Source organism: Streptomyces sp. 11x1 (assembly GCF_032598905.1).
Lineage (GTDB): Bacteria > Actinomycetota > Actinomycetes > Streptomycetales > Streptomycetaceae > Streptomyces.
Window position 1 is genome coordinate 8,612,613 of sequence record NZ_CP122458.1, and the last position, 21,132, is coordinate 8,633,744.

General features: G+C 72.7%; 19 protein-coding genes. 13 read left to right on the plus strand and 6 right to left on the minus strand.

The features are described 5' to 3' along the window. Positions 1-128: 128 nt before the first annotated feature. The 3 genes from P8T65_RS37810 (at position 129) to P8T65_RS37820 (ending at position 1,918) form a co-directional block, all read left to right on the plus strand. Positions 129-671, plus strand: coding sequence for a sigma-70 family RNA polymerase sigma factor (locus P8T65_RS37810; protein ID WP_316729795.1), 543 nt, complete (start codon positions 129-131; stop codon positions 669-671). 34 nt (positions 672-705) lie between these two features. Beyond that, the gene (locus tag P8T65_RS37815) at positions 706-1,536 is read left to right on the plus strand and encodes an anti-sigma factor (RefSeq protein ID WP_316729796.1); all 831 of its coding nucleotides are present in this window, start codon (positions 706-708) and stop codon (positions 1,534-1,536) included. Positions 1,537-1,651: 115 nt separating this feature from the next. Beyond that, a complete protein-coding gene (locus P8T65_RS37820) occupies positions 1,652-1,918 on the plus strand; it encodes a hypothetical protein (protein WP_316729797.1) in 267 nt (88 codons plus the stop codon). Between the two features lie 40 nt (positions 1,919-1,958). On the opposite strand, the gene P8T65_RS37825 is transcribed toward P8T65_RS37820, so the two are convergent. The 3 genes from P8T65_RS37825 to P8T65_RS37835 all read right to left on the minus strand — a co-directional run bounded on the left by P8T65_RS37825 (position 1,959) and on the right by P8T65_RS37835 (position 5,109). After that, entirely contained in the window at positions 1,959-3,182 is a 1,224-nt protein-coding gene (locus tag P8T65_RS37825; RefSeq protein WP_316729798.1) for a CaiB/BaiF CoA-transferase family protein, read from the minus strand. A gap of 107 nt (positions 3,183-3,289) precedes the next feature. Continuing rightward, entirely contained in the window at positions 3,290-4,072 is a 783-nt protein-coding gene (locus P8T65_RS37830) for an ABC transporter permease (protein ID WP_316729799.1), read from the minus strand. Next, the gene (locus tag P8T65_RS37835; RefSeq protein ID WP_316729801.1) at positions 4,069-5,109 is read right to left on the minus strand and encodes an ATP-binding cassette domain-containing protein; all 1,041 of its coding nucleotides are present in this window, start codon (positions 5,107-5,109) and stop codon (positions 4,069-4,071) included. The genes P8T65_RS37830 and P8T65_RS37835 overlap by 4 nt, the downstream gene beginning before the upstream one ends. Positions 5,110-5,172: 63 nt before the next feature. Between P8T65_RS37835 and P8T65_RS37840 the strand changes: the two genes are divergently transcribed. After that, complete coding sequence (locus P8T65_RS37840; protein ID WP_230218850.1) at positions 5,173-5,880, plus strand: TetR/AcrR family transcriptional regulator; 708 nt, start codon at positions 5,173-5,175, stop codon at positions 5,878-5,880. 27 nt (positions 5,881-5,907) lie between these two features. Here P8T65_RS37840 and P8T65_RS37845 read toward each other — a convergent pair whose 3' ends face one another. Genes P8T65_RS37845 through hmgA form a run of 3 tightly spaced genes read right to left on the minus strand, consistent with a single transcriptional unit; the run spans position 5,908 to position 9,226 of the window. Further along, positions 5,908-7,110: a type ISP restriction/modification enzyme gene (locus P8T65_RS37845; RefSeq protein WP_316729803.1), complete on the minus strand. Its 1,203-nt coding sequence runs from the start codon at positions 7,108-7,110 to the stop codon at positions 5,908-5,910. 12 nt (positions 7,111-7,122) lie between these two features. Beyond that, positions 7,123-7,872: a GntR family transcriptional regulator gene (locus P8T65_RS37850; RefSeq protein ID WP_316729804.1), complete on the minus strand. Its 750-nt coding sequence runs from the start codon at positions 7,870-7,872 to the stop codon at positions 7,123-7,125. Positions 7,873-7,900: 28 nt separating this feature from the next. After that, complete coding sequence (gene hmgA / locus P8T65_RS37855) at positions 7,901-9,226, minus strand: homogentisate 1,2-dioxygenase (RefSeq protein WP_316729806.1); 1,326 nt, start codon at positions 9,224-9,226, stop codon at positions 7,901-7,903. 381 nt (positions 9,227-9,607) lie between these two features. Between hmgA and P8T65_RS37860 the strand changes: the two genes are divergently transcribed. The 9 genes from P8T65_RS37860 to P8T65_RS37900 all read left to right on the plus strand — a co-directional run bounded on the left by P8T65_RS37860 (position 9,608) and on the right by P8T65_RS37900 (position 21,120). Then, positions 9,608-10,225 carry a TetR/AcrR family transcriptional regulator gene (locus P8T65_RS37860; protein WP_316729808.1) on the plus strand — a complete coding sequence of 206 codons (618 nt, stop codon included), beginning with the start codon at positions 9,608-9,610 and terminating at the stop codon, positions 10,223-10,225. Positions 10,226-10,452: 227 nt separating this feature from the next. Further along, positions 10,453-12,708: a molybdopterin oxidoreductase family protein gene (locus P8T65_RS37865; RefSeq protein ID WP_316729810.1), complete on the plus strand. Its 2,256-nt coding sequence runs from the start codon at positions 10,453-10,455 to the stop codon at positions 12,706-12,708. Positions 12,709-12,829: 121 nt separating this feature from the next. Then, positions 12,830-14,290, plus strand: a complete 1,461-nt coding sequence (locus tag P8T65_RS37870; protein WP_399101878.1) for a CitMHS family transporter — start codon at positions 12,830-12,832, stop codon at positions 14,288-14,290. 78 nt (positions 14,291-14,368) lie between these two features. After that, complete coding sequence (locus P8T65_RS37875; RefSeq protein WP_316729812.1) at positions 14,369-15,652, plus strand: MFS transporter; 1,284 nt, start codon at positions 14,369-14,371, stop codon at positions 15,650-15,652. Between the two features lie 100 nt (positions 15,653-15,752). Next, entirely contained in the window at positions 15,753-16,379 is a 627-nt protein-coding gene (locus P8T65_RS37880; protein WP_316729813.1) for a hypothetical protein, read from the plus strand. A gap of 58 nt (positions 16,380-16,437) precedes the next feature. Further along, entirely contained in the window at positions 16,438-17,364 is a 927-nt protein-coding gene (locus P8T65_RS37885) for a class F sortase (RefSeq protein WP_316729814.1), read from the plus strand. Positions 17,365-17,852: 488 nt separating this feature from the next. Further along, positions 17,853-18,386: a DUF3574 domain-containing protein gene (locus P8T65_RS37890; RefSeq protein ID WP_316729815.1), complete on the plus strand. Its 534-nt coding sequence runs from the start codon at positions 17,853-17,855 to the stop codon at positions 18,384-18,386. Positions 18,387-18,579: 193 nt separating this feature from the next. Continuing rightward, complete coding sequence (locus P8T65_RS37895; protein WP_316729816.1) at positions 18,580-19,968, plus strand: aldehyde dehydrogenase family protein; 1,389 nt, start codon at positions 18,580-18,582, stop codon at positions 19,966-19,968. 66 nt (positions 19,969-20,034) lie between these two features. Continuing rightward, positions 20,035-21,120: a Zn-dependent alcohol dehydrogenase gene (locus P8T65_RS37900; protein WP_316729818.1), complete on the plus strand. Its 1,086-nt coding sequence runs from the start codon at positions 20,035-20,037 to the stop codon at positions 21,118-21,120. The last annotated feature ends 12 nt before the right edge of the window (positions 21,121-21,132 follow it).

Here is a 21,132-nt window from a genome sequence, read left to right on the forward strand (position 1 = left end):
TTTCAGCGGAGAGCGGGATTTGTTGATCCGGATCTCCTCCGGATCCGTAACCCCATCCGGAGGTGGGTTGGTTGCGAATGCCTTACGCGCGAGGATGGCCGTGCTCGGCCGGAGGCGAGGGGGAGCGAGTGGAGGCGGACAGGTTGCTGGTCCGGGTGGCCGGGGGCGACCAACGGGCGTTCGAGGAGTTGTACGCCCTGGTGTCCGGCCCGGTGTTCGGGCTGGTGCGCCGGGTCGTACGGGACCCCGCGCAGTCGGAGGAGGTGGCCCAGGAGGTGCTGCTCGAACTCTGGCGTTCCGCGGGCCGGTTCGACCCGGGGCGGGGCAGTGCGATGTCCTGGATACTCACCCTCGCGCACCGTCGCGCGGTGGACCGGGTGCGCAGCGCCCGCGCCGCCACCGAGCGCGAGCAGCGCGAGGGACGGCGCAACCACCACACCGCCTTCGACCAGGTCGCCGAGGAGGTCGAGGCCGGCCTCGAACGCCAGTGGGTGCGCCACTGCCTGGAGAAGCTCACCACGCTCCAGCGCGAGTCCGTCACCCTCGCCTACTACGACGGCTACACCTACCGTGAAGTGGCCGAGCGGCTCTCCCTGCCGCTCGGGACGGTCAAGACCCGTATGCGCGACGGACTCACACGGCTGCGCGAATGCCTGGGAGGAGTCGCATGAGCGCCCTGTACGGCCGGCCCGGGGGAGGTGCCGAGTGAGCCTGTTCCGCCGCGAGGACCTCCACTCGCTCGCCGCTCCCTACGCGCTGGACGCCCTGGAGCCCGACGAACGGCGCCGCTTCGAGCAGCATCTGGAGAGCTGCGACCGCTGTCCGGCCGAGGTGCGCGCCCTGTCCGAGGACGCGGTCCGGCTCGCCTGGTCGACGGCCGCGCCGGCCCCCGCCGCGATGCGCGACCGGGTCTTCGCCGCCGTACGCAACACACCTCAGGAGAGCGGCGCGCCCCAGGAGAACCAGTCCTGGAGCGCCCAGCCGCCGCGGTCCCAGCATCTGCCGCGGCATGTGTGGGGGACCGAGCCGCCGCCGAGGTCGCGCGCCCGTGCGCCCCGGTTGCGCTCTTGGCTCGTCCCGCTGTCCACCGTCACGGCGGCCGCCGCGCTCGTGGTGGCCTCCCTCTTCGCCGTCCAGGCCGACCGCAGCCGCGACCAACTGGCCACCGAGCGCGCGCAGGCGAGTGAGATCGCCCACGTTCTCACCGCGCCGGACGCCCGTGCGACCAGCGACCGGGACGCGGAGGGCCACAGAATCGGAGTGATCGCTTCTGCGGAGGAGGGGAGCGCGATCGTGACCCTCAGCGGATTCGAGGACCTCCCGAAGAACCGGGTGCACCAGCTCTGGCTCATGCGCCCCGATGTGCAACCACGCTCCCTGGGTCTCTTCGACGGCGACACGCCCTTGGTCACGAGCGGAATGAACACCGACGCGACGTCACTCGCCGTGACCGTCGAACCCGACGGGGGGTCACCGCAGCCCACCAGCCAGCCAGTTGTCCAACTCGCCCTGGAATCGGTCGGATTCGGAGAGTAATCAGCAACATCGATACGGGGTAGGTGAATACCGGGACCGTGATTCCCGAGTGCTCGGGCGGGGCGATATGGTTACGCTGCCCGGGCCGGGTGGACTCGTACGGGTGGGGAGTGACATGGAACAGATAACAGTGCGCAGGGCGCGAGTCCCTGCGATCACGTGCGGGAGCAGCGCGGCCAGCTCGCGCCTCGACCGACATCTCTCGGTGCTGAGCGGCCCCGCCGTGCCACAGCGCGAGGCCGCCGAGGCGACCTCGCTGATGCGCGAGATAACGTCACGTTCCCCGCAGGAGCGCAGTAGCCGCAAGGACACGCGCGTCGGCCGGGTCTCGCTGTTCGCCCCCCTGAAGAGGCTGCGCCGCTCGCTGTTCGGCAGCCGCTAGCACCACCGCACCAAGGGCTTTCCCCGCGGGAGGCCCGCGCTCAGGCCACCACGCCGTCCCGGCGCAACGCTGCGATCTCGTCGTCCGTCATCCCCGCGGCACGCAGCAGCGACCCGGTGTGCTCCCCGAGCGCGGGCACCGCACCCATCCGCGCCTCGTCCCCGCCCGGCAGCGTGATGGGCGGCAGCAGCGCCCTGAGCGGCCCCACCGGTGAGTCCACTTCCCGCCATCGGTCCCGGGCCGCCAACTGCGGGTGCTCCGCCACCTCCGTCACATCCCGTAGCCGCGCGCAGGCGATCCCCGCCGCCTCCAGCCGCGCCAGCGCCTCGTCGGTGTCCAGCAGCCCCAGTGCCTCCGCGACGAGCTCGTCCGTACGGTCCCGGCGCTCGACCCGCGCCGGATTCGTCGCGAACGCCGGGTCGTCCGCCAACTCCGGGCGCCCCAGCACCTGTTCGGCGAGCCGCCGCCACTCCCGGTCGTTCTGCACCGACAGCAGCACCCGCCCGCCGTCCGCCGTCGGATAGGCGTCGTACGGCGCGATCACCGCGTGGCCGAGGCCCGTGCGGGCCGGCGCGCTCCCGCCGTGCATCGCGTGGTGCAGCGGATGCCCCATCCACTCCGCCAGCGCCTCCAGCATCGACACCTCCACCGGCCCGCCCCGCCCGGTCGTACCCCGCCGGACGAGCGCCGCGAGAACCCCCGAGAACGCGTACATCCCGGCGGCGATGTCCGCCGCCGGGATGCCCGCCTTCACGGGCCGCTCCGGTGTCCCCGTCACCGACACCAGCCCGGCCTCGCACTGCACGAGCATGTCGTACGCCCGCTTGCGCGCGTACGGGCCCGACGCCCCGTAGCCGGAGATGTCCACGGCGATCAGCCGGGGGTGCGCTGCGCACAGCGAGGCCGCGTCCAGGCCGAGCCGGGCCGCCGCGCCGTGCGCGAGGTTCTGCACGAACACGTCCGCGTCCGCCACCAGCCGGCGTACGACGGCCAGTCCGCGCGGGTCCTTCAGGTCCAGCGCGAGGGACTCCTTGCCCCGGTTGCACCACACGAAGTGCGAGGCCAGGCCCCGGGCCGCGGTGTCGTAGCCGCGGGCGAAGTCACCGCCGTCCACCCGCTCGACCTTGATGACCCGGGCGCCGAGGTCGGCGAGCTGCCGGGTGGCGAAGGGGGCCGCGACGGCCTGCTCTACGGCGACGACGGTGATGCCGTCGAGGGGCAGGGGGTCACCGGCGCGGGGGAGTGGAGACATGCCGTGGATCATGTCCCCGCCGGGGCGCGGTTGTCACCAGGGAGTGCCGCGTGTCACGTGCCCAGGCGACGCGCCCCGGGGTCGGCGGCCTCCGGCCCGTCCCCCGAACGGGCCGGAGGTCACCTGGGCCCCGCCGCGTAGGTGCGGACCGCGAGCGGTACGAACACCGCGAGCAGCAGCGCGCACCAGAGCAGCGACCCGGCGACGGGATGCGTCACCGGCCATGCGGCGCCCTCCGGCACGGCCGCGTTCCCGAAGAGGTCGCGCAGGGCCGTGGCGAGGGCGCTGATCGGGTTCCACTCGGCGGCGGTGCGCAGCCAGCCAGGCAGACCCTCGGTCGGGATGTACGCGCTGGAGAGCAGCGGCAGGAGGAAGGCGGCACCGCCCAGCTGTCCGGACGCCTCCTCGTTGCGGGTGAGCAGCCCCAGGAAGATGCCGATCCACACGCACGCGAACCGGAACAGCAGCAACAGCCCGAACCCGCCGGCCGCCGCGAGCGCGCCCCCCTCGATCCGCCAGCCCACCGCCAGCCCGACCAGCAGGAACAGCACCGTCCCCGCGACCGTGACCACCACGTCCGCCAGCGCCTGGCCCAGGGGCACGGCGGCCCGGCTCATGGGCAGCGTCCGGAAGCGGTCCATCACGCCTCGGTGGGTGTCCTGGGCGGCCTGGAACATCCCGGTCATGATCCCGCCGGAGGCGGTCGCCACCAGCAGACCGGGCACCAGGAACCGCCGGTACTCCTCGCCGGGCACGGCGAGGGCGCTGCCGAAGACGTACCCGAAGAACAGCAGCATCGAGATGGGCATGATCTGGGTGAGGATCAGCAGGCCCGGGTTGTTGCGGACCCGCCGCAGCTGCCGGCCCAGCATCGCCGTGCCGTCGTACGCCAACGAGCTCACGCCGCACGTCCCTTGAGGTCGCGCCCGTCGTGTCGCTCGTGTCGCTCGTGTCGGTCGTGTCGCTCGTGTCGGTCGAGTCGGTCGTGTGGGTCGCGGAGACCCGTCGGCGCGCTGTCGGTGAGACGGAGGAACACGTCGTCGAGCGTGGGCGGGCGCAGGCTCGCGTCGAGCAACGGCACGCCCGCCGCGTCGAGTTCCCGCACCAGTCGGGGGAGCGTGAGCGTGGGATCGAGCGCGATCGCACCGACGGCGTGCCGGTCGTGGTCGAACGAGGGCTCCGCGCCGGTCAGTTGGTCGAGGACACCCGCCGCCGCCGTCATCGCGTCCGGGTGGGCGACGACGACCTCCGCGAACGAGCCGATGAGTGCCTTGAGTTGGGGCGGCGAGCCGCTGTGGGCGATCCGGCCCCGATCCATCAGCACGATCCGGTCGGCGAGTTGGTCGGCCTCCTCCAGATACTGCGTGGTCAGCAGCACGGTCGTCCCCTCCTCCTTCAGGGCCCGCACGGCGTCCCAGGTCCGGCTGCGGCTGACCGGGTCGAGGCCGGTGGTGGGCTCGTCCAGGAAGAGCACCGCCGGGTGCCGGATGAGACTGGCCGCGAGGTCGAGCCGACGGCGCATACCCCCCGAGTAGGTGGAGGCCGGCCGGTCGGCGGCCTCGGTCAGACCGAAGCGGTCGAGGAGTTCGGCCGCGCGGGCCGCCGTGTCGCGGACCCGGTGCAGCCGGGCGAACAGTCGCAGGTTCTGCCGTCCGGTGAGGTCGCCGTCGACCGACGCGTACTGCCCGGTCACCCCGATCACCCGCCGGACGGCGGCCGGCTCCCGCACGAGGTCGTGGCCCGCGATCCGGGCCGACCCGGCGTCCGGCCGCAGCAGGGTCGCCAGCAGCCGTACGGCTGTCGTCTTGCCCGCGCCGTTCGGGCCGAGCATCCCGACCACCGTGCCCTCCTCCACGGCCAGATCGAGACCGCGCACGGCACGAACGTCGCCGAAGCTCTTCTCCAGACCCTGACTAAGTACAGCGTACGTAGTAGTCATGGGTGGACCATAGCGCATTACGTACGCTGTACGTAACTAGGATGGTGGCCGAGGTGATGATCGATGGCTGGCCGAGCGGCCCGACCCGAAGTGATCTGGGCGCGTCCCGAGCGCACCGGCCGGGGCCCGAGGCCCGCGTTCAGCCGCGCCGACATCGCGGCGGCGGCCGTGCGCCTCGCCGACGCGGGCGGCCTCGACGCCGCGTCCATGCGCCACGTGGCCGCCGAGCTGGGCTGCGGCACGATGTCGCTCTACAACTACGTGCCGCGCAAGGAGGACCTGTACGAGCTGATGGTCGACGTGGTCGCCGGGGAGCACGAGCTGTGGGAGCCGGGCGGGGACTGGCGGGCCGATCTGCGCCGGGTGGCCCACCAGACGCGTGACCTGCTGCGCCGGCATCCCTGGATGCCCCGGCTGATGTCGCCGGTCTACGGGTTCAGTCCCAACAGCCTGCGGTTTCTGGAGCACTGCATGGCCTGCATGGACTCGCTCGACGCGCCGTACGGGACGAAGATGCAGCTCCTGGGGATGCTGAACGGGTGCGTGACGACCTACGTCGCGAACGAGCTGGCGACCGCCGAGCGGGTGCGCTCACTGCCGTGGTCGGAGGAGCGTGAGAACGAGGTCCGGATCGCGTACCTCGGCGGGCAGATCGCGAGCGGGGCGTATCCGCGGCTGGCCGCGGCCTTCACGGAGGACTCCGGGCCGATCGATCTGGAGGCCGTGTTCGAGTGGATGCTGGACAGGGTCCTGGACTCGTTCGCGCCGTAGGGGATGCCCCGGAACACGCCTGGGGCCCTACAGCAGGGTGAACTGGCCCTCCGGGCCCTCCTCCCGGTGGTCCAGGACCGAGGCGGGCCGGCGGGAGGAGTCCGGGACCGGGAGTACTCCCGCCCGGCGCAGGTCCGCTGTCGTGATCGCGTTCTCGACCGTCAACTCGGCCTGTCGCGGCCGTAGTTCGGCCAGCAACGCCAGGACGGTGATCAGTTCGAGCAGCTCCGACGTCCAGGCCTGCGGCCAGGTCGTCGGGCGGATCGCCTCCAGGGTGCCCGGCTCCGCCGGTTCCGTTCTGCGGGTGAACCACTCCTCCAGCACACGGACACCGCCGACGTGGAAGTCCCAGGCCTCGGCCGGGACGGGGGAGATGCGGCCCTCGTCGACGACGAGGCTCTCCGCGTCGCGGTCGTAGCGGACGTCGACCGGGCGGGAGGGGAGCGGGGCGCGCACGTACGGGCGACGGCCGCCGGGGAGCTTGGGCCGGTCGCCGTCGCGGCGCATGAGCCACAGGGCGCGGCGGCCCAGCTCGACGCCGCGCGACCAGACGTCCGGGTCGGCGGCCAGGGGCACTTCGACACCGTCGGGGCCGGGGCGCGCGGCCACCAGGATCCAGGCGAGGACGTCGACGGGATCGACCGGATCGACGGGGCCGGTGCGGAGGTGCTCGCCGAGGTACGCCGTCAGCCCCGGCGCGAGGTTCGGTTCGGCGGCCCCGGGGCGGCGGTACAGCGGGTGGACGCCGCCGATGCGGGGGCCGTGGAGCGGCGCGAGCGGGAGGACGGACGACGCGAGGAGCAGGGGTCCGGAGGGCTCCGGGGCCGACGTCTGCTCGACCACGAAGACCTGCCGCTCGTCCGCCACCCGCCACAGCTCGGGACGGGCCGAGTCGATGAGGCGGTGGTCGGGGATGACCCATTGCTCGTCGAAGGGGGCGGCCAGGACGCGGACCGGCTCCGGGCAGGGGCCCGACTCCCGGACCAGCCGGCCGGTACCGGTGGACCGGCCCGGCAGCTGCGCCACCGCCGAGGTGAGCGTGCGGGAACGCGTGGGGACGAACAGGGTCTCGCGGTCCGGGCCCTCCGCCTTCACCAGGGCGTCCCAGCGGGCCTTCAGGGACACGGCGTCGGGGGCCGTCGGCCACCCCCGGCCCAGCCGTGGCGGTGCGACGGACCACGGCATGAGGTCCGCGAGTCGCGGAGCGTCGTCGGGCGTCACGCTGGGCATCGTACGGCCTCGTCAGGGGGCGTCGAGGGTCACGGTGAACGAGAAGCGGTCGCCGCGGTAGTGGATGACCGCCACGTCGAGGACGCGGCCGGACTCGTCGCGGGTGACGCCCGTGTAGTGCAGGATCGGGCTGAGCAGCGGGACCTGGAGCAGGCGGGCGGTCTCCGGGTCGGCGATGCGGGCCTCGACGGTGTCGGTGATCCGGCCGATGCCCACGCCCACGACATCGCGCAGCACCTTGGTCATCGGCCAGCGGAGCAGGTCGTCACGGTCGATGCGTTCAACCAGCTCGGGGCGGACGTAGTTGCGGGCGTGGTTGGTGGGCTCGCCCGTCCGCTCGTCGCCGCGCAGCCGGTGGTAGGTGGCCACCTCGGTCAAGTCCGGGAAGTACTGCGCGAGTTCACCCGACAGGGGGGTGCTGCCGTGGTCCAACAGCTCGGTCGTCATCCCCGACTGCTGGGCCACGATCGCGTCCACGGAACCGAGCAGCCGCACCGGGGAGCCCCGCTGGGCGCTCGGCTCGATGAACGTACCGCGCCGGCGGTGCCGGCTGATCAGCCCCTCGTCCTCCAGCTCCTTCAGCGCCTGCCGCATGGTCAGCACACTCACGCCGTAGTGCCCGGCCAGCTGTTCCTCGGTCGGCAGCCGCAGCGACTCCTGCGGCGACCGGCCGAGTATCGAGGCGCGCAGCGACTGCGACACCTGATACCAGAGCGGCAGTTTGCGGTTCAGGACGATCGAGTCCGGAGCGAATGAGGTCACGACGGTATCCGTACCCGGCCCCAGGCCCTCAGTGCAACGGGCCGAAGTGGCGCCGGAGCCCGGACCACACGTCGTCGTACCCGCGCTGCAGCCGCTCCGAGCGGGCCGCCTGCTCGGTGGTGAGGACGGGCCAGCGCGTCTCGAACATGAACGCGAGCCCGTCGTCCACCCGCTGCGGCTTCAGCTCCGCCGCGCTCGCCCGGTCGAAGGTCTCCCGGTCCGGGCCGTGCGCCGACATCATGTTGTGCAGCGAGCCGCCCCCGGGCACGAATCCCCCTTCTCCGGCGGTCTTCGCGTCGTACGCGCCCTCGATCAGGCCCATGTACTCGCTCATCACGTTCCGGTGGAAGTAGGGCGGCCGGAACGTGTCCTCGCCCACCAGCCAGCGCGGCGCGAACACCACGAAGTCCACCGCCGCGAGCCCCGGGGTGTCGCTCGGCGAGGTCAGCACCGTGAAGATCGACGGGTCCGGGTGGTCGTACGAGATCGTCCCGATGACATTGAAACGGCGCAGGTCGTAGACGTACGGGGTGTGGTTGCCGTGCCAGGCGACGACGTCGAGCGGGGAGTGGTCGTAGATGGCCGTCCAGAGGTTGCCGCAGAACTTGTTCACCACCTCCACCGGGCCCTCGACGTCCTCGTACGCGGCCACCGGCGCCCGGAAGTCACGGGCGTTGGCAAGGCCGTTGGCGCCGATCGGGCCGAGGTCGGGGAGGCGGAAGGGGGCGCCGTAGTTCTCGCAGACGTAGCCGCGGGCGGAGGCGTCGAGGAGGTCGACGCGGAAGCGGACGCCCCGGGGGATCAGGGCGACCTCACCAGGTTCGGCGCGCAGCAGGCCGAACTCCGTGCGCAGCAGGAGGCCGCCCCGCTCCGGGACGATCAGAAGTTCGCCGTCCGCGTCGCCGAAGACCCGCTCCATGGCGGAATTGGCGTGATACAGGTGCACGGTCATGCCCGAGCGCCGCGCCGCGTCCCCGTTGCCGCCGAGGGTCCACAGGCCCGAGAGGAAGTCGGTGCCCGCCGGGGGCTCCGGCAGGGGGTTCCAGCGCAGGCGGTTGGGGTCGGGGACGGTCTCGGTGAAGGGGGCCGTGCGCAGCGCGCCGTTGTCCGTGCGCGTGAACGCGGGGTGCGCGGCGGACGGGCGGATCCGGTACAGCCAGGAGCGGCGGTTGTGCGGCCTCGGTTCGGTGAACGCGGTGCCGCTGAGCTGCTCCGCGTACAGGCCGAGCGGGGCGCGCTGCGGGGAGTTGCGGCCGTGCGGCAGCGCGCCCGGGACTGCCTCCGAGGCGTGTTCGTTGCCGAAGCCGGTGAGGTACTCCAGTCCCTCGGCCGTCTTCCTCGCGTCCCCGTTCATGCCCGCTCCCTCGCGATCCCGATTCCTGTGCTTCACCGTAGGATTCGGCCGGGGTGGGTGCAAGGGGACGAGGCGGCGGCGGGGCGCCGACGGGCGACAACCGGACGTCGGCGGGGCGCAGACGTGCGACAACCGGACGTCGGCGGGGCGCAGACGTGCGACAACCGGACGTCGGCGGGGCGTCCGCAGCTCGGGTGCATCGGGCGGAGGGGGAGAACCGGACCGCGAGGAGATCCGTCCTGTCAGTGCGGTGCTCTAGTCTCCCGGCAGGCTGAGGGTGTGCGGATGTTCGGTGTTCGCACGGTCCAGCGCTGAGCGGGAGCTGCGGTACCGGCCGTACTGATATTCGGACAGCTCATCGGACCTAGGCGGAAAGGCATCATGAAGCCCGTGTCCCAGGCGACCTCCCTGCGCCGTGCCCCCGTGCAACGGCGCAGTGCCGAACGACTGACCAGGATCCTCGACGCCTGCGCCGACCTCCTCGACGAGGTCGGCTACGACGCGCTGAGCACCCGCGCCGTGGCGCTGCGCGCGGGTGTGCCCATCGGCTCCGTCTACCGCTTCTTCGGCAACAAGCGCGCGATGGCCGACGCGCTGGCCGAACGCAACCTGGACCGTTTCACCGACCGGGTCACCCGCCGCCTCCAGGGGACGGGCGGCCGGGACTGGCGCACCGCGATGGACGCCGTGCTCGACGAGTACCTCGACATGAAGCGCAACGCCCCGGGCTTCGCCCTCATCGACTTCGGCAACCAGATCCCGGTCGGCGGCAGCCGGCAGGAGCCCAACCACCGGGTCGCCGACCGTCTGTCCGACCTGCTCTCCGCGTTCATCGGCCGCACCCCCGACGAGGACCTGCGCCGCACCTTCCTGATCGCCGTCGAGACCGCCGACACCTTGGTGCACCTGGCCTTCCGGGTCTCCCCGGAGGGTGACGAGCGGATCATCCAGGAGATGCGGGAGCTGCTGCGGGCCTATCTCGCGCGCGTGCTGGACTGAGCCCCGCCCGGGGGTCCGGAGCGTCCCGCCGGGCCCCCGCGCCGACCGCCTCCGTGCGCCGACCGTGCCCGTGCGGCCGCCCCCTCGTTCTCGCTGTTTCCCGACAAGACCCGCGGCAGCCCCTCCCCGTGATGCATACCGGTCGGTATGCTCGGCTCGGTGTCGCGTGTCCGCACGCGGCCCTCGTCCGAGCGTCACCGTCGCCGCCGCCCCCTCCGGGAGGACCCGTGTCCACCACCACCGACTCCCGCACCGCCCTGCGCGTCTGCCCGCTCTGCGAGGCGACCTGCGGACTCACCCTCACCATCGAGGGCAGCCGGGTGACCAGGGCCCGCGGCGACCGGGACGACGTCTTCAGCAAGGGCTTCATCTGCCCGAAGGGCGCCTCTTTCGGGGCGGCCGACGGCGACCCCGACCGGCTGCGCACCCCGCTGGTCCGCAAGGACGGGGAGCTGCGGGAAGCCACCTGGGCGGAGGCCTTCGACGCCGTCGCCGCCGGACTGCGGCCCGTTGTCGAGGCGCACGGCCCGAACTCCGTCGGTGTCGTCCTCGGCAACCCGAACGTCCACACCATGGCCGGCGCCCTCTACCCGCCGCTCCTGCTCGCCGGGCTCGGCACCCGCAGCCTGTTCACCGCCTCCACCGTCGACCAGATGCCCAAGCACGTCTCCAGCGGGCTCCTGTACGGCGACGCCCACGCGATCCCCGTCCCCGACCTGGACCGCACCGACCATCTGCTGCTCCTCGGCGCCAACCCGCTGGAGTCCAACGGCAGTCTGTGCACCGCCCCCGACTTTCCCGGCAAGCTCAAGGCGCTCAAGGCGCGCGGCGGCACCCTCACCGTCGTGGACCCCCGTCTGACCCGGACGGCCAAGCTCGCGGACCGGCACATCGCGATCCGGCCGGGCACGGACGCGCTGCTGCTGGCTGCGATGGCCCAGGTGCTGTTCGAGGAGGGGCTCACCGACCTCGGGGACCTCGCACCGCATGTGCAGGGGGCCGACGAACTCGCCGCGGCCATGAGGGAGTTCACCCCGGAGGCCGTCGCCGGCTCCTGCGACGTCGACGCCGGGACCATCCGCGAGCTCGCCCGCGAACTGGCCGCCGCGCCCACCGCCGCCGTCTACGGCCGCATCGGCAGCTGCACCGTCCCGCACGGCACCCTCGCCAGCTGGCTGGTCGACGTCCTCAACATCCTCACCGGCAACCTCGACCGGCCCGGCGGCGCGCTCTTCCCGCACTCCGCGACCGACAAGACCCCCCGGCCCGCCGGACCCGGCCGGGGCTTCGGCCTCGGCCGCTGGCACAGCCGGGTCAGCGGCCACCCCGAGGCCAAGGGCGAACTGCCGCTGTCCGCGCTCGCCGAGGAGATCGACACCGCCACCCCCGAGGGCAGCCCCGTCCGCGCCCTCATCACGGTCGCCGCCAACCCGGTGCTCTCCGCGCCCGACGGCGACCGCCTCGACAAGGCGCTCGACTCGCTGGACTTCATGGTCAGCGTCGACCCCTACCTCGGCGAGACGGCCCGCCACGCCGACGTGGTCCTGCCGCCGCCCCCGCCCTCGCAGGCCCCGCACTTCGACTTCGCGTTCAACGCCTTCGCCGTGCGCAACCAGGTCCGCTACAACCGCGCCGCCGTCCCGCTGGAGGACGGCCGCATGGCCGAGACCGAGATCCTCGCCCGCCTCACCCTCGCCGCCACCGGGATGCACGGCGCCGACCCGTCCGTCGTGGACGACCTGGTCATCGGCCAGACCCTGGGCAAGGCCGTCAAGGAGGCCCACTCGCCCGTCCACGGCCGCGACCCGAAGGAACTCGCCGGCCTGCTCACCGGCGACACCGGCCCCGAGCGCCGCCTCGACATGATGCTGCGCCTCGGCCCGTACGGCGAGGGCTTCGGCGCGGAGCCGGACGGACTGACGCTGGACAGGCTCCTCGCCCACCCGCACGGCATCGACCTCGGTCCGCTGAAGCCCCGACTGCCGCAGCCGCTGAAGACGGTCAGCGGAAAGGTGGAGCTGCTGCCGCGACCGATCGTCGACGATCTGCCCAGGCTCCGCACCGCCCTGCGCGAGCGCCCGGACGGGCTGGTCCTCATCGGCCGCCGCCATCTGCGCTCCAACAACAGCTGGCTGCACAACATCCCCGCCCTCACCGGCGGCACCAACCGCTGCACCCTCCACATCCACCCCGCCGACGCCGACCGCCTCGGCCTCGCCGACGGCGACGCCGTACGGATCAAGGGCGCCGGGGGAGAGGTCACCGCTCCCGTCGAGGTCACCGACGTCGTACGACGGGGTGTCGTGAGCCTTCCGCACGGCTGGGGACACGACCGTCCGGGCACCCGCATGAGCCACGCGGCGATCGACCCCGGGGTCAACGTCAACCAGCTCCTCGACGGCTCCCAGCTCGACCCGCTGTCGGGCAACGCGGTCCTCAACGGAGTGCCCGTGGAACTCGCCCGAGCAGGCGCAACGCTGTGACCTGGAGTTCTGCGCTTATTGCTCGCATGTCAACGTCTTGTTAACGCTTGTGGACCCGCCCTAACGTCGTCGCACCGCCGGTGCCCTGGTGGGAGTTCAAGGGCGAACGTTAGGTATCCACATGTTGACCATCCTCGGCTTCGCCATGATCGCGACCTTCCTGGTCCTGATCATGATGAAGAAGATGTCGCCGATCGCGGCGCTCGTGCTGATCCCGGCACTCTTCTGCGTGTTCGTCGGAAAGGGAGCCCATCTCGGCGACTACGTCATCGAGGGGGTGGGCAATCTCGCGCCCACCGCCGCGATGCTGATGTTCGCCATCGTCTACTTCGGCCTCATGATCGACGTCGGGCTCTTCGACCCGATCGTCCGAGGCATCCTGAAGTTCTGCAAGGCCGACCCGCTGCGCATCGTCGTGGGCACGGCCCTGCTCGCCGCGATCGTCTCGCTGGACGGCGACGGCTCGACCACCTTCATGATCACCGTCTCGGCCATGTACCCGCTGTACAAGCGCCTGAAGATGAGCCTGGTCGTGATGACCGGCGTCGCCGCCACCGCCAACGGCGTGATGAACACGCTGCCCTGGGGCGGCCCGACCGCCCGCGCCGCCACCGCGCTCAAGCTCGACGCCGGCGACATCTTCGTCCCGATGATCCCGGCGCTCCTCGTCGGCCTGCTCTTCGTCTTCGTCCTCGCCTACTTCCTCGGTCTGCGCGAGCGCAAGCGCCTCGGTGTGCTGAGCCTCGACGAGGTCCTGGAGCAGGAGAAGATCGTCAAGGACGAGGAGAAGTCCGGCTCCGAGGAGACCGTGCTCGTGGGCGCGGGCGCCGCGTCGGCCGCCGGCTCCGGCGACGACAAGGTCCGTACGACGAAGGCCACCGGCGGCGCGGGCTCCGGCACCGACGCCGACTCCGAGGACGACGACGTCGAGGACGTCCGCCTCCAGGGCCTGGACCCCAACCGCCCGACGCTGCGCCCCAAGCTGTACTGGTTCAACGCGCTGCTCACGGTCACGCTGCTGACCGCCATGATCATGGAGTGGCTGCCGATCCCGGTGCTCTTCCTGCTCGGCGCCGCGCTCGCGCTGACGGTCAACTTCCCCCACATCCCCGACCAGAAGGACCGGCTCGCCGCGCACGCGGACAACGTCCTCAACGTCTCCGGCATGGTCTTCGCCGCCGCCGTCTTCACCGGCGTCCTCCAGGGCACCGGCATGGTCGACTCGATGGCCAAGTGGATCGTCGACGGCATCCCCGGCGGCATGGGCCCGCACATGGCCCTGGTCACCGGCTTCCTGAGCCTGCCGCTCACCTACTTCATGTCCAACGACGGCTTCTACTTCGGCGTCCTCCCGGTCCTCGCCGAGGCCGGTGCCGCCCACGGGGTCTCGCCGCTGGAGATCGCCCGCGCCTCCCTCGTCGGCCAGCCGCTGCACATGTCCAGCCCGCTGGTCCCGGCCGTCTACGTGCTCGTGGGCATGGCGAGGGTCGAGTTCGGCGACCACACCAGGTTCGTGGTGAAGTGGGCGGCGGCGACCTCGCTGATCATCCTCGGTGCCGGTGTGCTGTTCGGCATCATCTGAACCAGGGAACCCGACTCCCCGGCACCGGAGCGGAGTTCGCTCGCACCGGCGTGAACTTCCCCCAGGAGGACCCGCATCGTGAGGCCCGGTAGGAACCGCGGCTGGCTGCTCCGCCTCGTCATCGCCTTCAGCTTCGCGCAGGGGGCGGTGTCGATGGCGCGGCCCGCCGTGTCCTACCGGGCCCTCGCGTTGGGCGCCGACGAGCGGGCGATCGGTGTGATCGCGGGGGTCTACGCCCTGCTCCCGCTGTTCGCCGCCGTCCCGCTCGGCCGCAGGACCGACCAGGGCCGGTGCGCGCCCCTGCTGCCGGTCGGTGTCGTCCTCATATCCGGCGGCTGCGTCCTGAGCGGTCTGGCGAACTCCCTGGCTGCGATGGCCGTCTGGAGCGGGGTGATGGGCCTCGGTCACCTCTCCTTCGTCATCGGCGCCCAGTCCCTGGTGGCCCGCCAGTCCGCGCCGCACGAACACGACCGCAACTTCGGCCACTTCACCATCGGCGCCTCCCTCGGCCAGTTGGTCGGCCCGATCGCGGCGGGCACCCTGATCGGCGGCCCGGACATGGCCCGGACCAGCGCCCTGGCGCTGGTGGTCGCGGGCGCCGGGGCGGCGGTCGCGTTCACCTCGCTGTGGCGGATAGAGCGTCCCGTCGGACCCAAGTCCCGTGCGGGGCAGGGCGGACGCGTGCCCGTGCACCGCATCCTGCGCACCCGTGGCGTGCCGGGCGGCATCTTCATCAGCCTCGCCGTGCTGTCGGCGACGGACATCCTCACCGCGTATCTGCCGGTGGTCGGTGAACACCGGGGCATCGCGCCCTCGGTGATCGGCGCCTTGCTGAGCCTGCGGGCGGCGGCGACCATCGCGTGCCGTCTGGTGATGACACCCATGCTCCGCCTGCTCGGCCGGACCGCGCTGCTCACGGTCACCTGTGTGCTGGGGGCCGTGCTGTGCGCCGGGATCGCGCTGCCCGTGCCGGTGTGGGCGCTCGCCCTGATCCTCGCCGCCCTCGGGTTCTGCCTCGGGGCCGGGCAGCCGCTGTCCATGACGACGGTGGTGCAGGCCGTGCCGGACGACGCCCGCTCCACCGCCCTCGCGCTGCGCCTGACGGGGAACCGGCTGGGGCAGGCCGGGGCACCGGCCGCCGCGGGTCTGATCGCCGGGGTCGCGGGCGTGGCCGCGCCGTTCGTGATGCTGGGCGCGCTGCTGCTGGTGTCGTCGGCCATCGCCCTGCGCTCACCGGCGGAGCCGGGGCGGGTGGGGAGGGCGGGACGGGACCGGAGGCGTGGCACCTCGGCGAAGCGGAGGGAGAACGGCTCGCGGTCGGCCGCGTCGGACGAGTCCCTGAGCCGTAAGGGGGACATCTGACGGGTCGTCGGGCGCGGCTCCCCCCACGCCCGGTGTGATGTGACAGAGGGTCAGGCGAAAGAGCGATTTGTGTGAAAATCGTCTGACTCGGAGGTTCTGCATGTCCACCTCGTCCCGCCCGCGCCCCGCCGGAGTGCGCGCGAGTGCCGCCGCCGTCCTCGCGGCCCTCACCGTCACGGGAGCCAGCCTGATCACGGCACCGGCCGCCGTCGCCGCCCCGGGCGACCCCGACGTCGTGATCCACAGGGTGGGCTTCCCGTTCGACAACCAGCGCAACCAGCCGCTGGTCTGCGACTTCTACCTCTCCGCCTTCAACTTCCCCGAGGACCCCACGCCGTCGCAGCGCATCAGCTGGACCATCGACCGCCAGCCCCCCGCGCCGCGCACCGACCCCGTCGCCACGGGCGAGATCACCCTCGCGGCCGACGGCACCGGACACAGCACCCCCGTGGCGCCCCCGAACGCGGCGCGCCTGCCCAACGGCAACTACGTGCTGACCTGGCGGACCATCGGCGGGACGCTGGAGGAGGGCCGCCGGGACATCAACGTCAACTGCCCGCTCAACGGACTCGCCGGGCCCGAGGGCGCGGTTCCGGCCGGTGGCGGCGGCCTCGCCCTCACCCAGAACTTCTCGCCGGTCGTCGGCGCGGCCGCCGTGGGACTCGCCGCGGTCGGTGGCGTGGCCTATCTGCGGCTGCGCCGTCGCCGCGCCGATGGCGCCGCGTAGACGACGGCGCAGGCCCTGGCACCGGACGCGCGCCTACCGCCTGACGCGGACGGTCGTCATGGCCACCGCGCTGGTGGTGGGCGGCGTCCACATCGCGGAGAACAGGGAGCAGCGGACCGGGACCACCGAGGCCGGCGCCGTCTGGGCCGACTCCGGGGCGCGCGGCGCGGAGGACCCGCGCGCCCGGGAGTCCCTGTACTTCACGCCCCCGCCGCCCGAGGAGCCCGTACCCACACCGCCCCCGACAGCGGCACCCGACCGACGGGCGGCGGGCGCCGGACCGGCCGCGCCCACCGAGCCGACGCGGCCGGTCAGCCAGGCACCCGCCCGCCCGACCGTGCCCACCCCCGCGACCGCGCCGACGGGACCGGCGTCCGCCGCACCCACGACGCCGACGGCCGCCGCGCCCGCCGGACAGACACCCGTCCAGCCCGCCACCACCGCGCCCGTGCGGCCCGCGTCCACGTCCGGGCCCGCCGAGCCGAGGAAACCGGCCCGCCCCCGTACGCTGCCGCCCTCCCCGGCGAAGACCGTCACCATCCCCTACCTGGGCATCGAGGCACCGGTGACCGCTCTCCGCCTCGACGCCGGTCGACGCCTCCCCGCGCCGCCGGACGACCAGCCGAAGCTGGTCGGCTGGTACGCGGAGGGGCCCGCGCCCGGCGGACCCGGCACGGCGGTCGTCGTCGGTCACAAGGACACCAGGACGGGCCCCGCCGTCTTCGCCGCGCTGGACGTGATCAAGCCCGGCCGACTCGTCGAGGTCCTGCGGGCGGACGGCCGTACCGCCGTCTACACCGTGGACGCCGTGAAGTCGTACGAGAAGGACCGCTTCCCCAGCAAGAAGGTGTACGGCCATCGCGGGCGTCCCGAACTGCGCCTGATCACCTGCGGGGGGACGTACGACCGGCGGAAGGGCTACGCGAGCAACGTGGTCGTCTTCGCCCACCTCACCGCGACCCGGGAACCGGCGCGCGGTCCCTGAACCGGTCGCAGCCCCTGCACGGGCACGCAAGCCCTGAACCAGCGCGCAGGGCGCGCGCAGCCCGCCTCGACGAGCCCCGGGGGCGTACGGGCGCACGCACGGCCCGGTCCCGGCGCGGCCGAGGGATCCGGAAGCGGCGATCCCGCTAGGCCCTGGCGTCACATTCCCGCCTGCCCCGCGACGCCATGCACGCGCTCTCGACGCACCGGGCACCGACCCGAGTACGTCCGGTACGCGAGTCAGTGCCCGGCACGCCCAGAGCACGCTCCCCCGGTCTCGGCTGCGCTCGACCGGGAGGTACCCCCACGACGCCGCGGGGCCGCCCTTCGGGCGACGACGGGAATGCGACGACAGGGCCTAGAAGCGTCCTGAAGATCTTGAAAATGCGCCCGGCTTGCCCTACTTGATGGCGATTGACATTTACCGGCAATCCAGGGTGAGTCGGGCGGCCAGAGCAAGATCTTCAGCGGTCTCCTAGAGCTGGACCCATGACCTCGCACCCCCCACGGCCGAGCGCTTCCGCGACCACCCGGACCCACACGCGCCCCCACTCACACGCCTCCCTGCGCTCCCTTCGTTCCCGGGGCGCCCTCGCGCTCACCGCCTGTCTGCTGGTCGTGGGCGCCCCGACCGCGTACGCGACCCTCGCCGAGGACGCCCCCGCCGGTACCGTGATCGCCCCGGCACGTGGCACGCCCTACATCGAGACGCGGCTCCTGTTCGGCACCGAGCGGCCCGACGGCGGCCCGGCCGTCACCGACGCGCAGTTCACGGCCTTCGTCGACCGCGCGGTCACCCCCGGGTTCCCCGACGGGCTGACCGTGCAGGAGGGGCGCGGGCAGCGGCGGGACGCGAGCGGGACGATCGAGAAGGAGCGGTCGTACGAGCTGATCCTGCTGTATCCGGTGTCGTCGGCCGCCGTGAGCGACCGGAGGATCGAGGAGATCCGCGGCGACCACCGCGAGGAGTTCGCACAGGAGGCCGTGGCGCGCGTCGACGACAGGAAGCGGGTCGACTTCTGAGACGAGGCGGCTCCGAGCCCGGCGGGGAGAGCCGCCGGCGTCGTCGTCGGTGACACTTCCGGCCGCCCCGTGGCCGACACATTCTGCCTCGTGGCCGACGAGTCCTGCCTCACTCCCCGGAGACCTGGTGCCGGAAAACTATCAGGGCTAGTTTTTGGGGCGGAACGACGACGCCCGCCCCGGAGGCAGCACGATGAAGGCACACGACGGCATGTACATCGGCGGTACCTGGCGCCCTGCCGCCGGGACCGACACGATCGAGGTCGTGAACCCGGTCGACGAGCAGGTGATCGACCGTGTCCCGGCGGGCACCGCCGAGGACGTCGACGCCGCCGTGGGCGCCGCCCGCGCCGCTCTTCCCGGCTGGGCCGCGACCCCGCCCGCCGAGCGGGGCGCGATCATCGGCGCGCTGCGCGACGCGCTCGCCGCGCGCCGGGAGGAGGTCGCCGAGACGGTGACGGCGGAGCTCGGCTCGCCGCTGCCGTTCTCCCAGAAGGTGCACGCGGACCTGCCGGTCGCGGTCGCCGGCTCCTACGCCGAACTGGCCGCCGAGCACGCCTTCGAGGAGAAGGTGGGCAACTCCACCGTGTACCACGAGCCCATCGGCGTCGTCGGTGCCATCACCCCCTGGAACTACCCGCTGCACCAGATCGTCGCCAAGGTCGCCCCCGCCCTCGCCGCCGGTTGCACCGTGGTCCTGAAGCCCGCCGAGGACACCCCGCTGACCGCCCAGCTCTTCGCCGAGGCCGTGCATGACGCGGGCGTGCCCGCCGGAGTGTTCAACCTGGTCACGGGGCTGGGCCCGGTCGCCGGTCAGGCGCTCGCCGAGCACGACGGCGTCGACCTGGTCTCCTTCACCGGCTCCACGGCGGTGGGCCGGCGGATCGCCGCGACCGCCGGCGCCGCGGTCAAGAAGGTGGCCCTGGAACTCGGCGGCAAGTCCGCCAACGTGATCCTCCCGAGCGCCGACCTGACCAAGGCGGTCGGTGTCGGTGTCGCCAACGTGATGTCCAACTCCGGTCAGACGTGCAGCGCCTGGACCCGGATGATCGTCCACACCTCCCAGTACGACGAGGCCGTCGAACTGGCGGCGGGGGCCGCCGCGAAGTACGGGGACCGCATCGGCCCGCTGGTCAACGCCAAGCAGCAGGCGCGGGTGCGGGGTTACATCGACAAGGGCGTCGCCGAGGGCGCCCGTCTGGTCGCGGGCGGCCCCGAATCCCCGCGCGAGCGGGGCTACTTCGTCAGCCCGACCGTCTTCGCCGACGTCACCCCCGAGATGACGATCGCCCAGGAGGAGATCTTCGGCCCGGTCCTGTCGATCCTCCGCTACGAGGACGAGTCCGACGCCCTGCGGATCGCCAACGGCACGGTGTACGGGCTGGCCGGCGCGGTCTGGGCCGGTGACGAGAGTGAGGCCGTGGCCTTCGCCCGCCGGATGGACACCGGCCAGGTCGACATCAACGGCGGCCGCTTCAACCCGCGGGCCCCGTTCGGGGGTTACAAGCAGTCGGGAGTGGGCCGCGAGCTGGGCACGCACGGCTTGGCGGAGTACCTCCAGACCAAGTCCCTGCAGTTCTGAGCCACCTGCTTTCCGAGTCCCACCGTTCCGACCGGGTTCCAGGCGAACCAGTAGGAGAGTCGTCCCATGGCCGTTCGAGCCGCCGTACTGCCCGCCGTCGGTGCCCCGTTGGAGATCACCGAGATCGAGCTGCCGGACCCCGGGCCCGGCCAGGTCCGGGTGCGGCTCGCCGCCGCCGGGGTCTGTCACTCCGACCTGTCGCTGTCCGACGGCACCATGCGCGTGCCGGTGCCCGCCGTGCTCGGCCACGAGGGGGCGGGCACCGTCCTGGCCGTCGGCGACGGGGTCACCCATGTCTCGCCCGGCGACGGTGTCGTCCTCAACTGGGCTCCTTCCTGCGGGAGTTGTCATGCCTGCTCGCTCGGCGAGGTCTGGCTGTGCGCGAACGCGCTGCTCGGCGCCGGGAACGTCCACGCCCGACGTGCCTCGGACGGCGCCGACCTCCACCCCGGGCTGAACGTGGCCGCCTTCGCGGAGGAGACGGTCGTGGCCGCCGGGTGTGTGCTGCCCGCGCCGGACGGGGTTCCGCTCACCGACGCGGCGCTGCTCGGCTGCGCCGTCCTCACCGGCTACGGCGCGGTCCACCATTCGGCGCGGGTCCGGGAGGGCGAGACCGTCGCCGTGTTCGGCGTGGGCGGCGTCGGGCTGGCGGCGCTCCAGGCCGCGCGGATCGCCGGCGCGTCCCGGATCGTCGCCGTGGACGTCTCCCCGGCGAAGGAGGGACTGGCCCGCGCGGCGGGGGCCACGGAGTACGTGGTCGCGTCCGAGAACACCGCCCGCGAGATCCGCGCGCTCACCGACAAGCAGGGGGTGGACGTCGCCGTGGAGTGCGTCGGCCGCGCGGTCACCATCCGGACGGCCTGGGAGTCGACCCGGCGCGGCGGCCGTACGACCGTCGTCGGCATCGGCGGCAAGGACCAGCAGGTCACCTTCAACGCGCTGGAGATCTTCCACTGGGGCCGCACCCTCTCCGGGTGCGTCTACGGCAACTCCGACCCGGCGCGCGACGTGCCGGTCCTCGCGGATCACATCCACGCCGGCCGCCTGGACCTGTCCGCCCTGGTGACCGACCGCATCTCCTTGGACGACATCCCGGTGGCCTTCGACAACATGCGAGCCGGCAAGGGCGGCCGGGCTTTGGTGACGTTCTGATCCGGCTGCGGC